Genomic DNA, 18851 nt, shown 5'->3' on the forward strand with positions numbered 1-18851 from the left:
GCGAGGGAGCTTGCTCCCGCTGAGCTGCGTGTTGATAGTTCCCACGCTCCTGCGTGGGAACGCCGCCAGGGACGCTCCGCGTTCTGCTTCTGAATGTGACGGATAGCGTTACGGGATGCATTCCCACGCAGAGCGTGATCAAATCCTCTAACTAGCATGTGAGGCAACAGCGCCTTAAAAATTACCAGCTGGATGGATCTTCAAGAGCAGCTTTTTGGAGATCCTCCTTCCATTTTTCTTTTGCTAACACGTAAATATCTCTAAAAAAATCTTTTGGATTTTTCAAGTTGTACCACTCTCCACGAGGCCAGCTACCAGCGCAGTCTTCTTCTATATCAAACAAGCTTTGAAAATCAAAAGCCGGATCATTGAGTTTTTCCTTAAGAAATGACAGCAGCACATATCTATGCCTATAAGACAAGCACTCCAGATCCAGCCCATACTTACGAATAAGTTCTAGCCTATCGTGCTCATCATCAGGATTGTAAACTCCCAGAATCGCACCACGAGTCTCTTCGCGATCATATACATCAAACTGCCCAACAAACCACATAAGATCAGGAACAAACTCTTTATTCACAAAAGGGTGTTTCAGCATTACTTTCTCTCCGACGGAAATCCGGTGTACGGCACGCCATCTGAATTAAATTTAACTTCAAACCAGTTTAAATTTTCGTTGAGCGTTGGATTCTGCCTATCTCTTCTATTTGGTTTATAGCCACGCCCCGCATCCGGCAACTCCTGCCTAACAACTCTATCGTTTCTGTGGTCCACACCCGTAAATTGATCCAGACCAAGCCTGTCTCTTGTCATAGTTTTATTTAGCGCGCTTAAATGAATTCGCCAATTGCTGAACTGAGAACTTAAGCTTCCATTAGCTCCTCTGGGAATTTCACCGGTATGCGGATTCGCCCCGTTAATGGCCCGCTGTTTGAGCGCAACGTCTGATATTTCTGAACTGTGCTTCTCAACGGTGTGCATACCGTATCTTTCTTCCATAGCAACAACCCGTCTCTTAGCATTTGCTTCCGCCAACACATCAATCCGCGCCCGCCGCTGCTCCGCCGTCATCGGCAGCCGCGGCTCCCCCTCATCCACCCCAACCTTCGCCGCCGGATCCTGCTCCCCAACCGCCGGCCTACACCCACCCTTCCCCGGACAATCCACCAACCCCAACGGATCCACCCACCCCGTCGGGTTCAGGGTGTACCGATACCCATTGAGCCCCCCCGCCAGCTTGCTCGGGTCAGGCGTCAAATAGCGGCCGGTCTCGGGATTGTAGTAGCGGTGCCGGTTGTAGTGCAGGCCGCTTTCCGGGTCGAAGTATTGGCCCTGGAAGCGCAGCGGTTGTTCCAGCTGTTCGCCGCCGCCGTGCTGCAGTTCAGTGAGTTGGCCGTAACCGTTGTAGCGAGCCGACCAGACGACCTGGCCGCTGTGGCTGGTCAGTTCCTGGGGCGTGCCCAGGTGGTCGAGGTGGTAGTAGAACGGGCAGGCCTTGAGGCCTTCGCCGTCGAGCATCGCCAGCGGGCGGAAGGTGCCGGGTTCGCAGACGTAGCTGCGGTGGTGGCGCGGGCTGTTTTCGGCGACGACCTGGTCGCCCTGCCAGAAAAACTCCGTGGTCAGGCCATCCACGGTCTTGCTGATGCGTCGGCCGAAGGCGTCGTAGCGGTAGGACGTTTCGCGCCCGTCAGCCGTGGTGATGCCGATCAGGCGGTGCTGGCTGTCGTAGCGGTAGGCGCTGACCAGGGCCTGGCCGCGGCGTTCGCGGATCAGGTTGCCGAAGGCGTCGTAGTCGTAGTGGCGGTCGCCCTCCTTCAGCAGGCGGTTGCCCTTGAGGGTGGTCGGGCCGGGGCGGTCCTGCATCAGCAGGTTGCCGGCCGGGTCGTGGCAGAAGTGCTCCGGCGGTTCGCTGTGGGAAAAATCGATGCGGGTCAGGCGATCCAGCGGGTCGTACTGGTAGCTGCGGCGGCTTCGGTTGTCGGAAAGGGTCTGCAGGTTGCCCTTGGCGCTGTAGGCATAATCGCGCCAGAACAGTTGCTGCTGTTGGCTCTGCCACACGGTCTGGGCCTTGAGGCGGCCCTGTTCGTCGTACGTGTAGTCACTGAGCAGCCGGCCTTGCTGGCGTTGCCGTTCGCGTCCGCCGACAAAGCGGTGTTCGGTCAGGCGCGAGCCGTTGAGGTCGATGGCGGTCAGTGCGCCACCCGGGGCATGGTGGTAGTCGAGTTGGCTGTCGTCCGGCAGGCGCAGGTGATTGAGGCGTCCGCAAGCGTCGTAGCGATAACGCAGGGTGCCCCAGCCCTGGTGCTCGCAGACCAGCCGATCCTGGGCGTCGTATTCGAAGGCCAGCGGATGATTGCTGCCGTCGTTGACGTGGACCAGCCGGCCCAGTTCGTCGTAGCGGTACTCGACGGCCTGGCCGTCGGGCAAGGTCTTGACCCGCAGCCGCCCAGCCGCGTCGCGCTGGTACTGGGTGAGCCGTTGCGAACCGTCCTCGCCGTGCTCGGTTTTTTCCAGCAGGTGGCCATTGAGATCATAGGCGTAGGCGGTGCGTTGGCCGTCGAAGCCGACTTGCTGTCGGATCAAGCCGTTGGGCGTGTAGTCCAGCTGATACTTTTCGCCGGATTCGTTTTCGATTTCGGTCAGCAACAGCCGCGCCGAGTCGTAGCGGTATTTCAGCTCGCTGCCGTCGGGGTTCAGGCGGCGGCTGACCAGGTGCAGGTCGTCGGCGTATTCGTAGCGGGTCAGACGGCCCTGTTCATCGCGCTCGGCGGTGACCTTGCCGTAGGCGTTGTAGCGCCAGGTTCGGCTGGCACCGTTGGGCAAGGTCACCTGCAGCAGGCGGCCGACGGCGTCCCATTGGTAGTGCGTGAGCGCGCCGTGTTCGTCCTGGCGGCTGAGTAAACGCCCCAGGGCGTCGTAGGAAAAACACCGGCGACTGCCGTCGGGCAGGATCTCTTCGGTCAGTTGGCCCAGGCGACTCCAGGTGAAGCGATGTTCGCCGCCGTCCGGGTCATACGTCGCCAGCAGTTGCCCGTGGGCGTCGTAGGCATACTCCGTACGCTGGCCGTCCGGGTCGATGAGGACGATCACGTCCCCCCGGGCATTGCGCCGGTAGCTCCACACGGCCTTGCCGCGCGCACGGGTGTGCAGGAAACCGTTGCGGTATTCGTAGGACGTCGGCGTCTCGTCCGAGGGAAGCAGCGCCACCAGCCGTCCGACGTCGTCGTAGCGGTATTCGGTCAGAGCGCCCAGCGGGTCCTGCTCGGCGATCAAGCGACCTTGTTCGTCGTAAGCCTTGAGGTGCTCACCGCCGTCGGGCTCGACCTTGCGCACCAGCCGCGCCCGGTCGTCGTGGACATACACCTCCTGGCTGCCATCCAGGTGCCGGACCGTGACGCTGCCGTCTTCGCCCCAGGTGTAGCGGGTGTCCATCTGCGCAAACGAGGCCCAGTGCCGTACGCAGCGGGACGCCGGTCCGCCCCCTTGCCATTCCCAATAAAAACTCGCCCCACCGGCCAGTTGTCGCTGGAGGATGACGTGTTGGTCGTCGTAGTCGTAGCGTTCGCTTTCACCGGCGGCATTGGTCGCTTCGATCAGTCGGAAACGTCCGTCGTAGCGGTAGGACACCAGCGTCTGTTCGGTCCGCCAGGCTTCGTCGAGGGTGATAGCGGGATGGAAGCTCTGGTAATCGACGGCGATCAGGTGCCGCTGCTCGTAACGCAGGCGCAGGGCGCGCCCGGCGCCGTTGTCCAGGCGGCAGATGTCGCCATGGATGTTGCGCTGGAGGGTCAGGCGATTGTCGTAGCGGTCGCTGAGGGCGCTCAGGTGGCCGTCGCGAAAGTGCAGGAACGCTGCGTTTTCGCCGGGTTGGGCGACGATCAGTTCGTCCGGCTCAGTGCCCAGGTAGATCGCGGCGCGGGCCAGGCTGTTGTGGATCGCCGGACGCTGGGCGCTGGGCAACGGAAAGGTCGTGCGGCGGTTTTCCTGGTCGACCCAGCTGACCTGCTCGCCGTCGAGCTCCAAGCGATGGGCCAGGGCATGGCTCCAACCGCGCCCGAGGCCGACGTCCAGGTCGGCGGCGCTGGTGCGGTACAAACGGGTGAAGACGAACGGCAAGCGGCCATCGAGGGTGCCATCGTCGAGGGTCAGCAGTTCTTCGCCGGTGACCATCGACACCGGGCAGCCGCTGGTCTGGGTCTGGGACGCGGTGTCGGCGGGGTCGCCGTTGGGGTTTTTCGACTGGGCGGGGGCGTCGTCGGGGGGTTCGTGCCTTTTCAGCGTGGTGTTGCGCTGCGCATCCCAGCGCAGTTGCATCCGACCTTTCTTTATCCCCGCCGCGATGCCGCGTGCCGCCACGGTTTTGTAGCGGTCCACGTAGGTCATGAAGCCGTTGACCACCGCGAAGATCGCACGGATGAAACGCTGCATGGCGTTCAGCAGGGTTGCGCTGTGCCTGGCCAACCGCATCGACAGGTAGGCAATCCCGGCCCCTGCCCCGGCAAAGGTCAAGACCACGCCGATCAGCAAGTCGATCACCAGTTGCACCGCCACGGTCGAGAGCCCTCTGGCCGTTTCGCCAGCAACTTCACTGGGCGGCAACATCTCCAGCCAGAGGCTGGCGGTACGCACAAGCATGCACAGTGCCGCTTCGTCGCTGGCCAGCAGTTGCAGCTTCGCCATCACCAGCGGTGCGTCTCGCGCCAGTGTTTTCAACTGATCAGCGCTGTCACCCAACCGCTCAACAAACTGACCGGGGTCCTTGAGGATGTCCGAGAGCAAGCTGATGCTGTCCCAGACACTTTCAATCGCCGCCCAACTACCGGCGAGCAACCCGTTCCCCACTGCTGCTGCCGAAGTCGACAGCGATTGTTGTGCCCATCGAGGCTTGAAACCCTACCACTCACCGCGCAACCAGTCCGTCAGATCGGTGGTCAGGCCATCGTAGGAGGAAAACAGACTGGCGATTTGCTTGGCGGACACCCCGCCCTGAACGTGAACCCGATAGGACTTGCCCGCCTCCCCCGTGAAGGTCCCCAGGCCTTGGGCATCCAGGGTGACTGGCGTGACCTCGCCGCTGGCCACATCCACCACATCCACCACGATGTCGCCCAGCGGGATGTCGTACACCGACTCGAACTTGCTTTCGATCGTCATCGGCCCGCCCTTGGGGCACTGGACAACCGTGGAGAGGAAGTCATCGTCACCGGTGCTGACAGCGGTGGTGCTGTCGCCAAAGCGGATCAGCCGCTCCATGCCCATCAGTGACGGCAGGTCAGCGGCATGGCTGGCACGGTCCGCCGCTCGGCTGTACCAGCGCTCGAGCTGCTCGCGGTAGAGCGACAAGGTGCCTTTGAAGCTGTCGAGTTCCTGCTCGATTCGGCTCACCTGATCCATCAGGACAGGGCTCGCTCAAGGGCCGGCAGGAAAAAACGGTCGAACATGGGCAGACGTCTCGCAGCACTCAGGGAGCGCGAGACTTTGCCGGGGATGACAGGGGAATTAAGTCAGGGGAAGGAGACAGAGCGCGTAGGGCGATTCGCTAAATTCGTCTGACCTGCATAACGAATCGCCTGTGGATAACCCTAGATATCGCGAGTTTCAAGTGATTTGAGCTTGATTTCGGCCAGCGGGTGCCCGGCTTTCGCCGCCAAGGTCCACCAACGTGCCGCTTCCACCGGGTCCGGCGCCTTGCTGGTTGTACCGGCCAGGCTGATCACGCCGACTTGGTAGGCGGCCTTGCCATCACCGGCCAGTGCCGCCAACCGCAACAGGCGAACCCCTTCTTCACGGGCGCCCAGCCCTTGACCTCGGAAGGTGAGGATGTGCCCGTAGAAACTCTGCGCACCGACATCGCCCAGGTTCGCCATGCGCGAGAACTGCCCCTCGAGCCAGGTCCAGCCACGCGGCTGGCGGACGAACCAGGACCAATGAAACAACCGACGCGCCAGCCAGTAACCGGCGCGCGCCTTGAGTCGCCAGAGCACTCAGGCCTCCGCCGATTCGGGGTACTCGTATTCAAATACCCGAACCACTTCCGAAGCGTGCCAGGAGGCGGCGGCCACGCCATCGGAAGGCCCGGAAAAGCGGCCCAGGCGTTCAACGCACTCGAAGAACCCCGTGCGCGGTAACCGACTGGCGCCCTGACTGATCACCAATGAACTGCGTAGCGGCTGTTCCGCCCGGGCGTCCAGCGCCGCCAGGTGTTCAAGGGCCGCGGTCAAGGTTTGCATGGCCGGGGTGGGCAGTTGCAAACGCTCGAGCAAGGCGCGGTAGGTCAATAAATGGCGCTGGCGACGCGCCTGGTCCAACTCACCCAACAACCCATCCCAATGCTGCCGACTGATGCGTACGCTCACGATTCTTCCCTCCAACCCGGCACCGTCAACTCCCAGGCCAGACTGCGCCGAATCGCGGCATCGGGCTGACGCTCGCCGCTCTCGATCAAAGCCAGATAAGACGGGCTGATACCTACCGTGCGGGCCAGCGCCTCGATGGCGATGCCCTTCCCTTCGCGTAAACTGCGTAACTGATCCAGGCCAGGGAGAACCTGGCCCGGTGCCGCCGCGTGACGGACTGTCGCTTCGCGCGGCGGAGCTTGATCGATGCCTGCTGCCTTCAACAACGACTGGTACTGATCCCACGGCAAAACCGCGTACTCGGGCTCTCCGTCACGTGTGATTATTTGAATATCCATGTCTACCCCGTAGGACAACAACACTTAGCGAGTCAGCCTTTTTTCTTGGAAGTGTAATCCTAATACCGGCTAAGGTCGCGGGGCGATGAATTCTCTGGGGTAAGTGCTACCGAATCAGGTTTTTTTCTGACCTTGGAGTTGGAGTTGTTCCGGGGTATCGGGAAGCCTTTCGACCTGGGCGAGCTTCTCGGGCGATTGCCGATAACGCCAGGCGCGGAATGCCTCGAGTTCAACGTCGAGGGTTTTCATGATCCATGCCAGCACCGCAATGTCGTCGAACATGCCAAACATCGGCAAGATGTCTGGAATCGCATCCAGGGGACTGAGGAAATACATCAGCCCTGCCACCACCGACAGCATCGACTTGGCGCTGACAGCACGGTATTCGCCTCGCCAGTAGGCCAGGCACAAGGCCTGCAACAGACGCAGGTCCTCCTTGAGCTTGCCCAGCCGTCCACCCTCCCGGGCACCTTTGCTGGCGACGGCGAACAGCAACGTCGGCAATCGACCGCGGGCCAGCAAGCGGCCTGCCAAGGGCAGAAATCGCGCAAAATTCCACGGGGCCTTCATTTTTTCTCCCACTGAAATGTTATCCACACAAATTGTGGATAACCTTGTGAACAGAGCTGCATTTCACCGCTGAAGCCCCCGTTTCATAAGGGCCCGGCTTAGATCGGGCGTTTTTTACTCACATAAAAAAACCCAATATTTCATTGACTTGACCGGCTGACTGCGTCTAGCACAGCGCCTGTATTGCCTATGACTATACCCTGCATCGTGCGTTCGGTTTTTTTGCCATTTTGCCGAAGTCCAGATGCGACAACGCCCCGCATAAGCGAGGCGTTGTCGTTATAGCAGACGCGATTACTTGGCTGCGTCGTCTTTTGCCGGATCCTTGATCGCCAGCAGTTCCAGGTCGAACACCAGGACCGAGTTGGCCGGGATGGCCGGGCTTGGACTCTGGGCGCCGTAGGCCAGGTCGCTCGGGATGTACAGCTTGTACTTCTCGCCGACGTGCATCAGTTGCAGGCCTTCTACCCAACCCGGAATCACACCGCTGACCGGCAGGTCGATCGGGCTGCCACGCTCAACGGAGCTGTCGAACACGGTGCCGTTGGTCAGCTTGCCGGTGTAGTGAACAGTCACTACGTCGGTCGGCTTAGGCTGTGGACCGTCGGCTTTCTTGACCACTTCGTACTGCAGGCCGGAAGCGGTGGTGGTGACACCAGCTTTCTTGCCGTTTTCTTCGAGGAATTTCTTGCCGGCGGCTGCCGACTCTTCGCTCATCTTGGCCATGCGCTCTTCGGCACGCTTTTGCAGCGCGGCGAAGGCTTCGACCAGTTCTTCGTCTTTCAGCTTCTGTTCTTTCTTGCCGACGGCATCTTCGATGCCCTGGGCGACCGCTTTGGAGTCCAGATCATCCATGCCTTCCTGAGCCAGGCTCTTGCCCATGTTCAGGCCAATACCGTAGGAAGCTTTCTGCGCCGGGGTCTTCAGCTCTACGCTGGTCTGCGAGTCGCAACCCGCGAGTACCAGGCCAACCAGGGCCACCGCCGCCGCCAACCGATGCTGTTTCATGCTATTTCCTTGTTCATGCGCCTAAAGGGCAATCGAATAAAGCCGCGAGCTTATCAGGCGGCCACGACCAATGGCTACCGGCATGTGAGCCACAAAGTAATGATAAGTTCAGGTCCGCAAACGCTTTTTAAGCCTGGACGAATGAAGCATCTGTCATCTGTTACGTACAGGGACAAATTGCCGCTCCTCCACAGGCCAGGGTAATGGCCACTTGCCGGCCGCGCAGCACTGAGGCATAAGGACATATCAAAAAAAACAAGGACGTTACCGTGCGCCTTCTCTCCCGCATTCTCTTGCTGCTCCTCGCGCTGCTGATCGTTGTCGTGGCCGTGGTGCTTTATTACGTCGCCAATCCTCGCTTGCCGTTCTATACGCCCGTCGAACAGGTGCACTACCTGGATCAATGGAGCGCCGCCGAGCGCCAGACGTATTACTTCACCCCCCAGGGCACCCAGGTCAAAGGCCTGCGCTACGACTGGTTCACCGCCCTCGAACTGCCATTTTCGCAACAACGTTTCGCATCGCCCGATTACCTGGCCCGCTTTGGCTTCCTGGTCGATCCGGCGCAGAAAGCCTCGCCGGACAATCCCGGCAACTTGCCGGTAGGGTTTGCGCGGCACCAGAACCCGGGCAGCACCGACCAGTTCCTGGATATCACCTGCGCGGCGTGTCATACCGGCGAATTGCGCTTCAAGGGCCAGGCGATACGAATCGATGGTGGCTCGGCTCAACACGTGCTGCCTTCCAGTGTTCCTACATTACGCGGTGGCAGTTTCGGGCAGGCATTGGTCGCCAGTCTGGCGTCCACCTACTACAACCCTTGGAAATTCGAGCGCTTTGCCCGCCAAGTACTGGGCAAGGACTACGACGCTCGCCACGAGGAATTGCGCAAGGCGTTCAAGGTTTCCCTGGACACGTTCCTGCGGGTGGCCTGGAACGACACCCATCGCGGCCTCTACCCCACCGAAGAAGGCCCTGGCCGCACCGACGCCTTCGGTCGCATCGCCAATGCCAGCTTCGGCGACGCCATTTCGCCGCAAAACTACCGGGTGGCCAACGCACCGGTGGATTACCCGCAGTTGTGGGAAATGTGGACATTCGACTGGGTGCAATGGAACGGATCGGCCCAGCAACCGATGGCCCGCAACGTCGGTGAGGCACTGGGGGTCGGGGCCACGCTGAATTTCTTCGACGCCCAAGGCAAACCGCTGCAAGGCGATGCGCGCTACCCCTCCAGCGTGCGTGTGCGCGACTTGAACAAGATCGAAGAGACCCTGCAACTGCTCAAGCCGCCCGTGTGGCCGGAGGCACTGCTGGGCTCGATCGATAAACCACTGGCGGCCAAGGGCCGTGCCCTGTTCACCGAAAACTGCGCCGGCTGCCATGTGCCCAAAGTGGTTCAGGGGCCTGACAGGCCGGTCCAGCAATTGCACATGCTGCCCGTGCAGGTGATCGGCACCGACCCGGGCACCGCCAATAACATCGCCGACCACCGCTACGACCTGACCAGCCTGCAATGGGATCCGGCCGAGCTGGCGAAGCTGGAAGTGCAACTGCACCCGACCCCGACGGAGCCGCTGGACTTGAGCCAGCTCTCGGTCGCCAAAGGCCTGGCCTATGTCACGGCATTCGTCGAGAACCGCGCTTACCGCGACGCCGGTGTCACCCCCGCCGAACGCCCGGCCCTGGACGGTTTTGGCCTGCCCATTGGCGTGCGCGAATTGCGCGCCTACAAGGCCCGGCCGCTGGCGGGCGTCTGGGCCACGCCACCGTTCCTGCACAACGGCTCGGTGCCGACAATCTATCAACTGCTGTCCCCCCAGGACGAGCGCGCGACCACGTTCTATAAAGGCAATTTCGAATACGACCCGCGTCACCTGGGCTATCGCACCGAAGCCTTCACCAACGCATTTCTCTTCGATACCCGGATCACTGGCAACCACAACAGCGGCCATGAATTCCGCGCCGGCGAGCGCGGCAACGGCGTCATTGGGCGTCTGCTGCAACCGCAGGAACGCTGGGCGTTGCTCGAGTATTTAAAAGTGCTGGGCGGGCCACTGGAGTCGCAACTGTAATGATGAACCTCACCGGTAAAAGGAAGTTTCAATGTTGATCACGCTCTGGCTGCGCCTCGGTGCCTTTTTGGGCAAGACGCTCCTGTGGCTACTGGGCATCGGGCTGCTCGGCTGGGCACTGTCCACGGCCTGGTTTGCCTGGCAACACAACGGACCGGTCCCGGACAAGGAACAGGTTGCGCCCGGCGAAGCGGCCATGACTCAGGACATCATCCAGACCGCTATTCGCATCGTCGACCAGCACCGCGAAAGCACGCGCTACCTGCGCGATGCCCATGCCAAGGCGCACGGGTGCGTCATGGCCGAAGTCCAGGTGCCGAGCGACCTGCCGGCAGCGTTGCGCCAAGGCGTATTTGCCGAACCGGGCAAGACTTGGGAGGCAACGATCCGCCTGTCCAACGGCAACGCTTATCCGCAATTCGATAGCCTGCGCGATGCACGAGGGATGGCGATCAAGCTGATGAACGTACCGGGCAAGCAACTGCTCGCTGACCGGCAATCACAGGGTGAGCAGGATTTCGTGATGTTCAATCATCCGAACTTCTTCGTCAGTGATGTCGCCGAGTACCGTCAGAATGTGGCCGCTCAGGCTGACGGGAAGAAGGCCATGGCTTTCTTTCCAAGCCTGGACCCGCGCAGTTGGCAGATTCGGCATTTATTCATCGCCCTGGCGACCCTCTCGCCGGCTCCGGCCAGCCCGACCCAGACCACTTATTTTTCGGTATCGCCTTACAAATTCGGCGAAGCCAATGCCAAGTTTCGCGTCGCACCGGACCCGGACAGTTGCCCAAGCTACACCTTGCCTCCGCAGAACCAGGACCTGCCGAATTTCTTGCGTAGCGCATTGAATCAGCAGTTATCCACAGACCGGGTGCCGGCGTGTTTTGTCTTGCAGATCCAGCGTCAGGATCCGAGCAAGTACATGCCGATCGAAGACACCAGTATTGAATGGCAGGAAAGTGATGCGCCGTTCGAGACCGTGGCACGGATCAAGGTTCCGGCTCAGGATTTTGATACGCCCAAGCTGAATCTGGCTTGTGATAATCAGTCGTTCAATCCTTGGTTCGGCATTGAGGCGCATCGGCCTATTGGTGGGATCAATCGCTTGCGTAAGGCGGTGTATGAGGCGGTCAGCGATTATCGTCATCGGCGGAATGCTGAGCTGTAGAGGTTGGATTGGGGTGTATATCCGTTTTTTTGGTAACGGCTGCTGACGGTTCCGCTCTTACAGCGGCTCACTTTTGAAAAGCCCGGAAGCCGGCCCAGTCAAAAGTAAGCAAAACGCTCTTGCCCCACCACTCGGTGCCTCGCCTAGGCTCGGCATGCCCTCACTCCGGCATTGCTCCGTGGGCCGCCGCGAAGGGCCATCCATGGCCCAGCGCGGCTAACCCGGCATCCATGCCGGGTTGCCCACTGCGCAATGCCTGCGTTCGGCCAGCGTGGTTTAACGGGGCGTCCAGATCAAGATCAAGATCCAAAGCAAGAGCAAGAGCAAGAGCAAGAGCAAGAGCGGGCAAATGCCGGCATCTATGTGGCTGAGCCACTGCTATCGCGAGCAAGCTCGCTCCCACAGGTTTTGCGGTGCACATGGATTTTGTGCCCGCCAAAGATCCAATGTGGGAGATTCTATGGTGCAGGGCTACCCCTTAAATGCCCTTCGGTAAGTATTCGCTCTGGTTCTTCAGCAGGGCGAATACTACTCGGGCAAGCTTGCGGGCCAGTGCCACTAATGCTTCGGTTGTGCTGAGTCCCCGGGCCCTCAATGCCTCATAAAAACCCTTCCATGCCGCTGTGCGCCTCGCCGACATCGCGGCGTTATGCATCAATCGACGGGCCTCTGGGTCACCTCGCTTAGACAGGCAGCGGCGTCCCTTCTTTTTCCCTGAGTCCGATATACGCAGGTCTAGGCCCAGAAAAGCGATGAAGGCATCGGCATTTCTGAAATCCCCACGCTGAAACGACGTGAGCAAACGGGCACCGTTCAACAGGCCAATGCCTTCGACTTTCATACAACGCTTGAGCTGAGCGCCCAAGCCAGCGGCTTCCAACTGCGTCTGGATTGTTTTCTCGAGCAAGATCTCCAGTCGTTGCATGGCCTTTATCTGGTTCTCAAAGGCCTTTTTGAGCAACGGTTCGTTTGACCAGCTTTGCTTGAGGCTGACGCGCGCCTGAACCAAAGCTGCCCGGCGCCGGAAAAGGCTTATAAGCCGGCAATACAGTGGCGATGGCGGGGTCCACGGGTGCAACTGGTGGCCTTCGTTGTTCAAGTAGCGAGCCAACAACCGAGCATCCAGCGCATCGGTTTTAGCGCGAACTTTCACACCTTTGCGGTAATGACTGAGCTCGTAGCCGCCGATCATGTAGATCACACAGCCTTGCGCATAAGCCAGGTCGGCGAATTCCTGATGATAGATATTGGTGGCTTCGATGGCGACATCCACTGGCGCGGGCAATTCCTTGAGCCACTTCTTGATCGCTGCTTTGGTGTTGGGGATCGCTTCCAGTCGATCTGTTTCTGCGTGATAAATCACCAACTCATCTTTGGCGACATCAACACCCACGATCGGCTTTGCGACAGAAACCGGCATTGCCATTGAAAATCCTCCGGGCTAAGGTTTGAACACTTGAAGGGTTCACCCAGAGGCGCAGGCTTGTTCCTATCGTCGGTCTAGGCCAGATGCATTCTTTATCGGCGCTTGGGTGAAAGGAGGAGGGGTGAAATCTCCCACGGTCTGTACTGCGGCTAACAGTCAGAATCGAGCTTTGTCCCTCCTCCTCCCTTCAAGTCCTACCATACAAGCGAGCTTGCTCGCGATGAGGCCCGCACATCCAACATCACCGCAAACTGACCCACCGCCTTCGCGAGCAGGCTCGCTCCCACAGGAGAAACGCGATCACCCAGAACCAGGTCGGCTATCAGGCCGCCTCGCGGTGGACGTTGATCTCGGCGCCCCGTTAACCACGATGGCTGAACGCAGGCATTGTGGAGTGGGCATCCCGGCATGGATGCCGGGATAGCCGCGCTGGGCCATGGATGGCCCTTCGCGGCGGCCCACGGAGCAATGCCGGAGTGAGGGCACACCGAGCCTAAGCGAGGTGCCAAGTGGTGGGGCAAGAGCGTTTTGCTTACTTTTGCGCTCTTCAAAAGTGAGCCGCTGTAAGAGCGGAACCATAAGCCGCCGTTACCAAAGAAACGGATATACACCCAAAACCCAAGCAAAAAAAAACGGCGCCTCTCCTCTCTCAAGGAAAAGCACCGCTTCTTAGTAGCCACCTGGCGTTCAGCATTCCAGATAACCGAATATGGCGCAGCGGACGGGACTCGAACCCGCGACCCCCGGCGTGACAGGCCGGTATTCTAACCGACTGAACTACCGCTGCGCGTAACACTGAAAGTTTGGTGGGTGATGACGGGATCGAACCGCCGACATTCTGCTTGTAAGGCAGACGCTCTCCCAGCTGAGCTAATCACCCTTCACTTTCGATGCGGGGCGCATTCTCTCACAGTTTTTTGTAACGTGCTGATTTAATTAGCAAATTCAGCAAAAAAACATGAGCAACGCACACCACAGGAACTGCAAACAGCAAAAAGCCCGCGTTAGCGGGCTTTCCGTGGTGACCTGGCGTTCAGTGTTCCAGGTTACCGAATATGGCGCAGCGGACGGGACTCGAACCCGCGACCCCCGGCGTGACAGGCCGGTATTCTAACCGACTGAACTACCGCTGCGCGTAACACGTTGAACGAATGGTGGGTGATGACGGGATCGAACCGCCGACATTCTGCTTGTAAGGCAGACGCTCTCCCAGCTGAGCTAATCACCCTTCGCTTTCGGTGTGGCGCGCATTCTACGGAGCACTCTTTAAGCTGGCAAGCACTTTTTAAATTAATTTTTTCAGGCCTTCCAAAGGCTTAGCGAAGGGTTGGCCTATGGCGCCGCGAAGAGAATAATGCCCCCCTTTGTATAAAGGAGAGACTCACCCCATGTGGTTCAAAAACCTGCTTATCTATCGCCTGACCCAAGATCTGCCTTTTGATGCCGAGGCGTTGGAAACTGCACTGGCCAGCAAACTGGCGCGTCCATGTGCAAGCCAGGAGTTGACCACTTACGGTTTCGTCGCGCCGTTTGGCAAAGGCGAAGACGCACCGCTGGTGCACGTCAGCCAGGACTTCCTGCTGATCGCCGCGCGCAAGGAAGAACGCATCTTGCCGGGCAGCGTCGTGCGCGATGCCCTGAAGGAAAAGGTCGAAGAGATCGAAGCCGAGCAAATGCGCAAGGTCTATAAAAAGGAACGGGACCAGCTCAAGGATGAAATCATCCAGGCGTTCCTGCCACGTGCGTTCATCCGTCGTTCGTCCACCTTCGCCGCCATTGCACCGAAACAGGGCCTGATCCTGGTGAACTCGGCCAGCCCGAAACGCGCCGAAGACCTGCTGTCCACCCTGCGCGAAGTCATCGGCTCGCTGCCGGTACGCCCGCTGACGGTCAAGATGGCCCCGACCGCCACCATGACCGACTGGGTCAAGACCCAGAAAGCCGCGGACGATTTCTTCGTGCTGGATGAATGCGAACTGCGCGACACCCACGAAGACGGCGGTATCGTGCGCTGCAAGCGCCAGGACCTGACCAGCGACGAAATCCAGCTGCACCTGAACACCGGCAAGGTGGTGACGCAACTGTCCCTGGCCTGGCAGGACAAGCTGTCCTTCGTGCTCGATGACAAGATGGTGGTCAAGCGCCTGAAGTTCGAAGACTTGCTGCAAGACCAGGCTGAACAGGACGGTGGCGACGAAGCCCTCGGCCAACTGGACGCCAGCTTCACGCTGATGATGTTGACGTTCGGCGAGTTCCTGCCGGCGCTGGTTGAAGCGTTGGGCGGGGAAGAGATTCCGCAGGGGATCTAAACCCCGCCTCCCCTGTGGGAGCGAGCTTGCTCGCTCCCACATTAGTATTCGGTGTTCTTAATAATAAGGATCAGGTCATGCGCGCATTGGCTGCATTGAGCCGCTTTGTCGGCAACACCTTCGCTTACTGGGTACTGTTTTTCGCGGTACTGGCATTCCTGCAACCGCAGTGGTTCGTCGGCCTGAAAATCGCCATCGTGCCGCTGCTGGGCCTGGTGATGTTCGGCATGGGCCTGGCACTCAAGCTGGAAGACTTCGCCGAAGTGGCCCGTCATCCGGGACGCGTAGCCTTGGGAGTGGTTGCCCAATTCGTGATCATGCCCGGTACGGCGTGGCTGCTTTGCCAAGTGTTCAGCCTGCCGCCGGAGATCGCCGTCGGCGTGATCCTGGTGGGTTGCTGCCCGAGCGGCACATCGTCCAATGTCATGACCTGGCTGGCTCGCGGTGACCTGGCCCTGGCCGTGGCGATTTCCGCCATCACGACCCTGCTTGCCCCTCTGCTGACCCCGGCACTGATCTGGCTGTTGGCCTCGGCCTGGTTGCCGGTGTCGTTCTCGGCGCTGTTCTGGTCGATCCTGCAGATCGTACTGGTGCCGATTGCATTGGGCATCGTTGCCCAACGCCTGTTGGGCCCCAGGGTTCGCCATGCCATAGACGTGCTGCCGCTGATATCGGTGGTGAGCATCGTGATCATTGTGGCGGCGGTGGTCGCGGCCAGTCAGGCGAAAATCGCCGAATCCGGCCTGCTGATCATGGCCATTGTGATGCTGCACAACAGCTTCGGTTATCTGCTGGGGTACTTCACCGGACGCTTGTTCGGCTTGCCGCTGGCCCAGCGCAAAACCCTGTCATTGGAAGTGGGCATGCAGAACTCCGGCCTGGGCGCGGCATTGGCGAGCGCGCACTTTTCGCCACTGGCGGCGGTGCCCAGCGCGCTGTTCAGCGTCTGGCACAACATTTCCGGGGCCCTGCTCTCGACGTACTTCCGGCGCATGAGCGAAAAACAGGACCGTGAGCTACTGGCCCGTCAAGCGGCAGATTGAAGGACAATCTTGACCGAATCGTCAGCATTGGGCACTCTTGCGCCCAATGCGGGGACGACCTCGCAACGCCATAGCGTTCATTATCCGGGGACGACCCCACCCATCGATGAGGTGCGTGATGTCCTGGATCATTCTGTTTTTTGCCGGCCTGTTCGAAGTCGGCTGGGCTGTCGGCCTGAAATACACCGACGGCTTCAGCCGCCCCCTCCCCACCACGCTGACCATCGCCGCCATGGCGATCAGCCTCGGCCTGCTCGGCCTTGCAATGAAAGAATTGCCGCTGGGTACGGCCTATGCCATCTGGACCGGGGTCGGTGCAGTGGGCACGGTGATCGCCGGGATCATTTTGTTTGGTGAGTCGATGGCGCTGGTTCGCCTGGCCAGCGTGGCGTTGATCGTTGCGGGGTTGATCGGGCTCAAGGTCAGCACCTGAGCCCTCCTGCAAGAGCCAAACCTATGGGAGCAAGGTCTGTGGGAGCAAGGCTTGCCCGCGATAGCGATCGCAAGGACGCCATCGCGAGCAAGCTTTGCTCCCACAAGTTTAATCCCACAGAACTTGCTCCCCACAGGTTTTAATCCCACAGGGCTTGCTCCCACAAGCTTTTTGCTCCCACAGTTTTTCGTTCTAGCGGACAGTCCCACGCAATTCTCCCACCAACGCCTGCAACTTCGCCGGCTCAGCCACTTCCACTGCGACCGCCGAACCCGCCACCAGCGTCACCCGCGACCAGAACCGGCGAAACAGCCCTTTGGCCGGATCGCGACTGAAAAAACTGCCCCACAAGCCCTGCAGCGCCAGGGGAATCACCGGCACCGGGGTTTCCTGGAGGATGCGGGTCAGTCCGCTCTTGAACTCATTGATCTCACCGTCACCGGTCAATTTTCCTTCAGGGAAGATGCACACCAACTCACCGTCCTTCAGGTATTGGGCGATTCGCTTGAAGGCTTTTTCGTAGATGTGAATGTCTTCCTGGCGCCCGGCAATCGGGATCGTCCCGGCGGTGCGGAAGATGAAATTCAGCACCGGCAAGTTGTAGATCTTGTAGTACATCACGAAGCGAATCGGACGACGCACCGCACCGCCAATCAGCAAGGCATCGACGAAAGAGACGTGGTTGCAGACCAACAGCGCAGCGCCTTCATCCGGAATAGCCTCCAGGTTGCGGTGCTCCACGCGGTACATGGAATGGCTCAGCAGCCAGATCATGAAACGCATGCTGAACTCAGGGACGATCTTGAAGATGTAGGCATTGACACCGATGTTGAGCAACGACACCACCAGGAACAGTTGTGGAATCGACAGTTTTGCCAGGCTCAGCAACACGATGGAGACGATGGCCGAGACCACCATGAACAACGCGTTGAGAATGTTGTTGGCGGCAATCACCCTCGCCCGCTCGTTCTCCACCGTGCGCGACTGGATCAACGCGTACAGTGGCACGATGTAGAAACCACCAAAGATGCCCAGCCCAAGGATGTCGATCAACACCAGCCAGGCGTGACCGAAACCGAGCACTTCAAGCCAACCGTGGCCTTCGACGCTGTCGGGGATTCCACCGGAATGCCACCACAACAGTAGGCCGAACACCGTCAGCCCGAACGAGCCGAACGGCACCAGGCCGATCTCGACTTTGCGTCCGGAAAGCTTTTCGCAGAGCATCGAACCCAGGGCGATCCCCACCGAGAACACCGTCAGGATCAAGGTCACCACGGTTTCGTCACCGTGCATCCACTCCTTGGCATAGGCCGGGATCTGCGTCAGGTAGATCGCACCGACGAACCAGAACCAGGAGTTGCCGACAATCGACCGGGACACTGCCGGCGTTTGCCCCAACCCCAGTTTCAGGGTGACCCAGGATTGGCTGAAGATGTTCCAGTTCAAACGCATTTGCGGCGAGGCCGCCGCCGCGCGTGGAATGCTGCGGCTGGCCAGGTAACCGAGCACGGCAACGCCGATGATCGCGGTGGACACCACGGGTGCGTATTGCGCCGAGGACATCATGATCCCGGCGCCGATGGTGCCGGCCAGGATCGCCAGGAAGGTGCCCATCTCCACCAGGCCGTTGCCGCCGACCAACTCTTCCTCACGCAAGGCCTGGGGCAGGATCGAATACTTCACCGGACCGAACAGTGCCGAATGCGTGCCCATGGCGAACAGCGCCACCAGCATCAGCGATAAATGATCGAATAGAAATCCTACTGCGCCGACTGCCATGATGGCGATTTCACCGAGCTTGATCAGACGAATCAACGCGTCCTTGGCGAATTTTTCCCCGAACTGCCCAGCCAACGCCGAGAACAGAAAGAACGGCAGGATAAACAGCAGCGCGCAGAGGTTGACCCAGATCGAACGATCGCCCTCGATGGTCAATTTGTAGAGTATGGCGAGGATCAGCGACTGCTTGAAAATGTTGTCGTTGAACGCGCCCAAGGACTGCGTGATGAAGAACGGCAGGAAACGCCGCGTGCGAAGCAAGGTGAACTGCGAAGGGTGACTCATCTTCCATGTTCCTGAGTGGCGTGGACGCTTATTGGAATGAACGTTTTTCGATCCAGGC

At 59.8% G+C, this 18851-nt stretch carries 13 protein-coding genes, 4 tRNA genes and 1 pseudogene; 5 read left to right on the top strand and 13 right to left on the bottom strand.

Annotated elements, in window-relative coordinates; all coding sequences use genetic code 11:
- Positions 1–181 precede the first annotated feature (181 nt).
- The 7 genes and pseudogenes from HU749_RS22185 to bamJ form a co-directional block, all read right to left on the bottom strand.
- Positions 182–598: a hypothetical protein gene (locus HU749_RS22185; RefSeq protein ID WP_186652462.1), complete on the bottom strand. Its 417-nt coding sequence runs from the start codon at positions 596–598 to the stop codon at positions 182–184.
- Positions 598–5394, bottom strand: a pseudogene (locus HU749_RS22190) (RHS repeat-associated core domain-containing protein). The gene HU749_RS22185 and the pseudogene HU749_RS22190 overlap by 1 nt, the downstream one beginning before the upstream one ends.
- A 188-nt stretch (positions 5395–5582) precedes the next feature.
- Positions 5583–5984 carry an SEL1-like repeat protein gene (locus tag HU749_RS22195; protein ID WP_046062489.1) on the bottom strand — a complete coding sequence of 134 codons (402 nt, stop codon included), beginning with the start codon at positions 5982–5984 and terminating at the stop codon, positions 5583–5585.
- Positions 5985–6356, bottom strand: a complete 372-nt coding sequence (locus tag HU749_RS22200) for a hypothetical protein (RefSeq protein WP_007898892.1) — start codon at positions 6354–6356, stop codon at positions 5985–5987.
- A complete protein-coding gene (locus HU749_RS22205; RefSeq protein WP_003204574.1) occupies positions 6353–6694 on the bottom strand; it encodes a helix-turn-helix domain-containing protein in 342 nt (113 codons plus the stop codon). The genes HU749_RS22200 and HU749_RS22205 overlap by 4 nt, the downstream gene beginning before the upstream one ends.
- A 114-nt stretch (positions 6695–6808) precedes the next feature.
- Positions 6809–7264, bottom strand: coding sequence for a YkvA family protein (locus tag HU749_RS22210; RefSeq protein ID WP_018605394.1), 456 nt, complete (start codon positions 7262–7264; stop codon positions 6809–6811).
- A gap of 294 nt (positions 7265–7558) precedes the next feature.
- Positions 7559–8272: a BamJ family beta-barrel-assembly machinery protein gene (gene bamJ / locus HU749_RS22215; RefSeq protein ID WP_095974889.1), complete on the bottom strand. Its 714-nt coding sequence runs from the start codon at positions 8270–8272 to the stop codon at positions 7559–7561.
- 269 nt (positions 8273–8541) lie between these two features.
- Between bamJ and HU749_RS22220 the strand changes: the two genes are divergently transcribed.
- Positions 8542–10347 carry a di-heme-cytochrome C peroxidase gene (locus tag HU749_RS22220; RefSeq protein ID WP_095974890.1) on the top strand — a complete coding sequence of 602 codons (1806 nt, stop codon included), beginning with the start codon at positions 8542–8544 and terminating at the stop codon, positions 10345–10347.
- Positions 10348–10378: 31 nt separating this feature from the next.
- Entirely contained in the window at positions 10379–11515 is a 1137-nt protein-coding gene (locus HU749_RS22225) for a catalase family protein (RefSeq protein ID WP_079302757.1), read from the top strand.
- A 478-nt stretch (positions 11516–11993) separates the two neighbouring features.
- Here the strand turns inward: HU749_RS22225 and HU749_RS22230 are convergent, their stop codons facing one another.
- From HU749_RS22230 to HU749_RS22250, 5 genes are all read right to left on the bottom strand, one after another.
- Positions 11994–12941, bottom strand: coding sequence for an IS110 family RNA-guided transposase (locus tag HU749_RS22230; protein WP_186652570.1), 948 nt, complete (start codon positions 12939–12941; stop codon positions 11994–11996).
- A gap of 710 nt (positions 12942–13651) precedes the next feature.
- Positions 13652–13728 (bottom strand) — tRNA-Asp (locus HU749_RS22235).
- A 17-nt stretch (positions 13729–13745) separates the two neighbouring features.
- A tRNA-Val gene (locus HU749_RS22240) sits at positions 13746–13821 on the bottom strand.
- Positions 13822–13997: 176 nt separating this feature from the next.
- Positions 13998–14074, bottom strand: a tRNA-Asp gene (locus tag HU749_RS22245).
- Positions 14075–14093: 19 nt separating this feature from the next.
- A tRNA-Val gene (locus tag HU749_RS22250) sits at positions 14094–14169 on the bottom strand.
- A 160-nt stretch (positions 14170–14329) separates the two neighbouring features.
- Between HU749_RS22250 and rdgC the strand changes: the two genes are divergently transcribed.
- From rdgC to sugE, 3 genes are all read left to right on the top strand, one after another.
- Positions 14330–15250 (top strand): recombination-associated protein RdgC, encoded by a 921-nt coding sequence (gene rdgC, locus HU749_RS22255; RefSeq protein ID WP_014339706.1) that lies wholly within the window; start codon positions 14330–14332, stop codon positions 15248–15250.
- 77 nt (positions 15251–15327) lie between these two features.
- Positions 15328–16293, top strand: coding sequence for a bile acid:sodium symporter family protein (locus HU749_RS22260; RefSeq protein ID WP_079305522.1), 966 nt, complete (start codon positions 15328–15330; stop codon positions 16291–16293).
- Between the two features lie 118 nt (positions 16294–16411).
- Positions 16412–16726 carry a quaternary ammonium compound efflux SMR transporter SugE gene (sugE, locus tag HU749_RS22265; protein WP_095974893.1) on the top strand — a complete coding sequence of 105 codons (315 nt, stop codon included), beginning with the start codon at positions 16412–16414 and terminating at the stop codon, positions 16724–16726.
- 192 nt (positions 16727–16918) lie between these two features.
- On the opposite strand, the gene HU749_RS22270 is transcribed toward sugE, so the two are convergent.
- Complete coding sequence (locus HU749_RS22270; protein WP_186652530.1) at positions 16919–18793, bottom strand: MFS transporter; 1875 nt, start codon at positions 18791–18793, stop codon at positions 16919–16921.
- Positions 18794–18851 lie beyond the last annotated feature (58 nt).

Source organism: Pseudomonas ogarae (assembly GCF_014268695.2).
GTDB classification, from domain to species: Bacteria; Pseudomonadota; Gammaproteobacteria; order Pseudomonadales; family Pseudomonadaceae; genus Aquipseudomonas; species Aquipseudomonas kilonensis.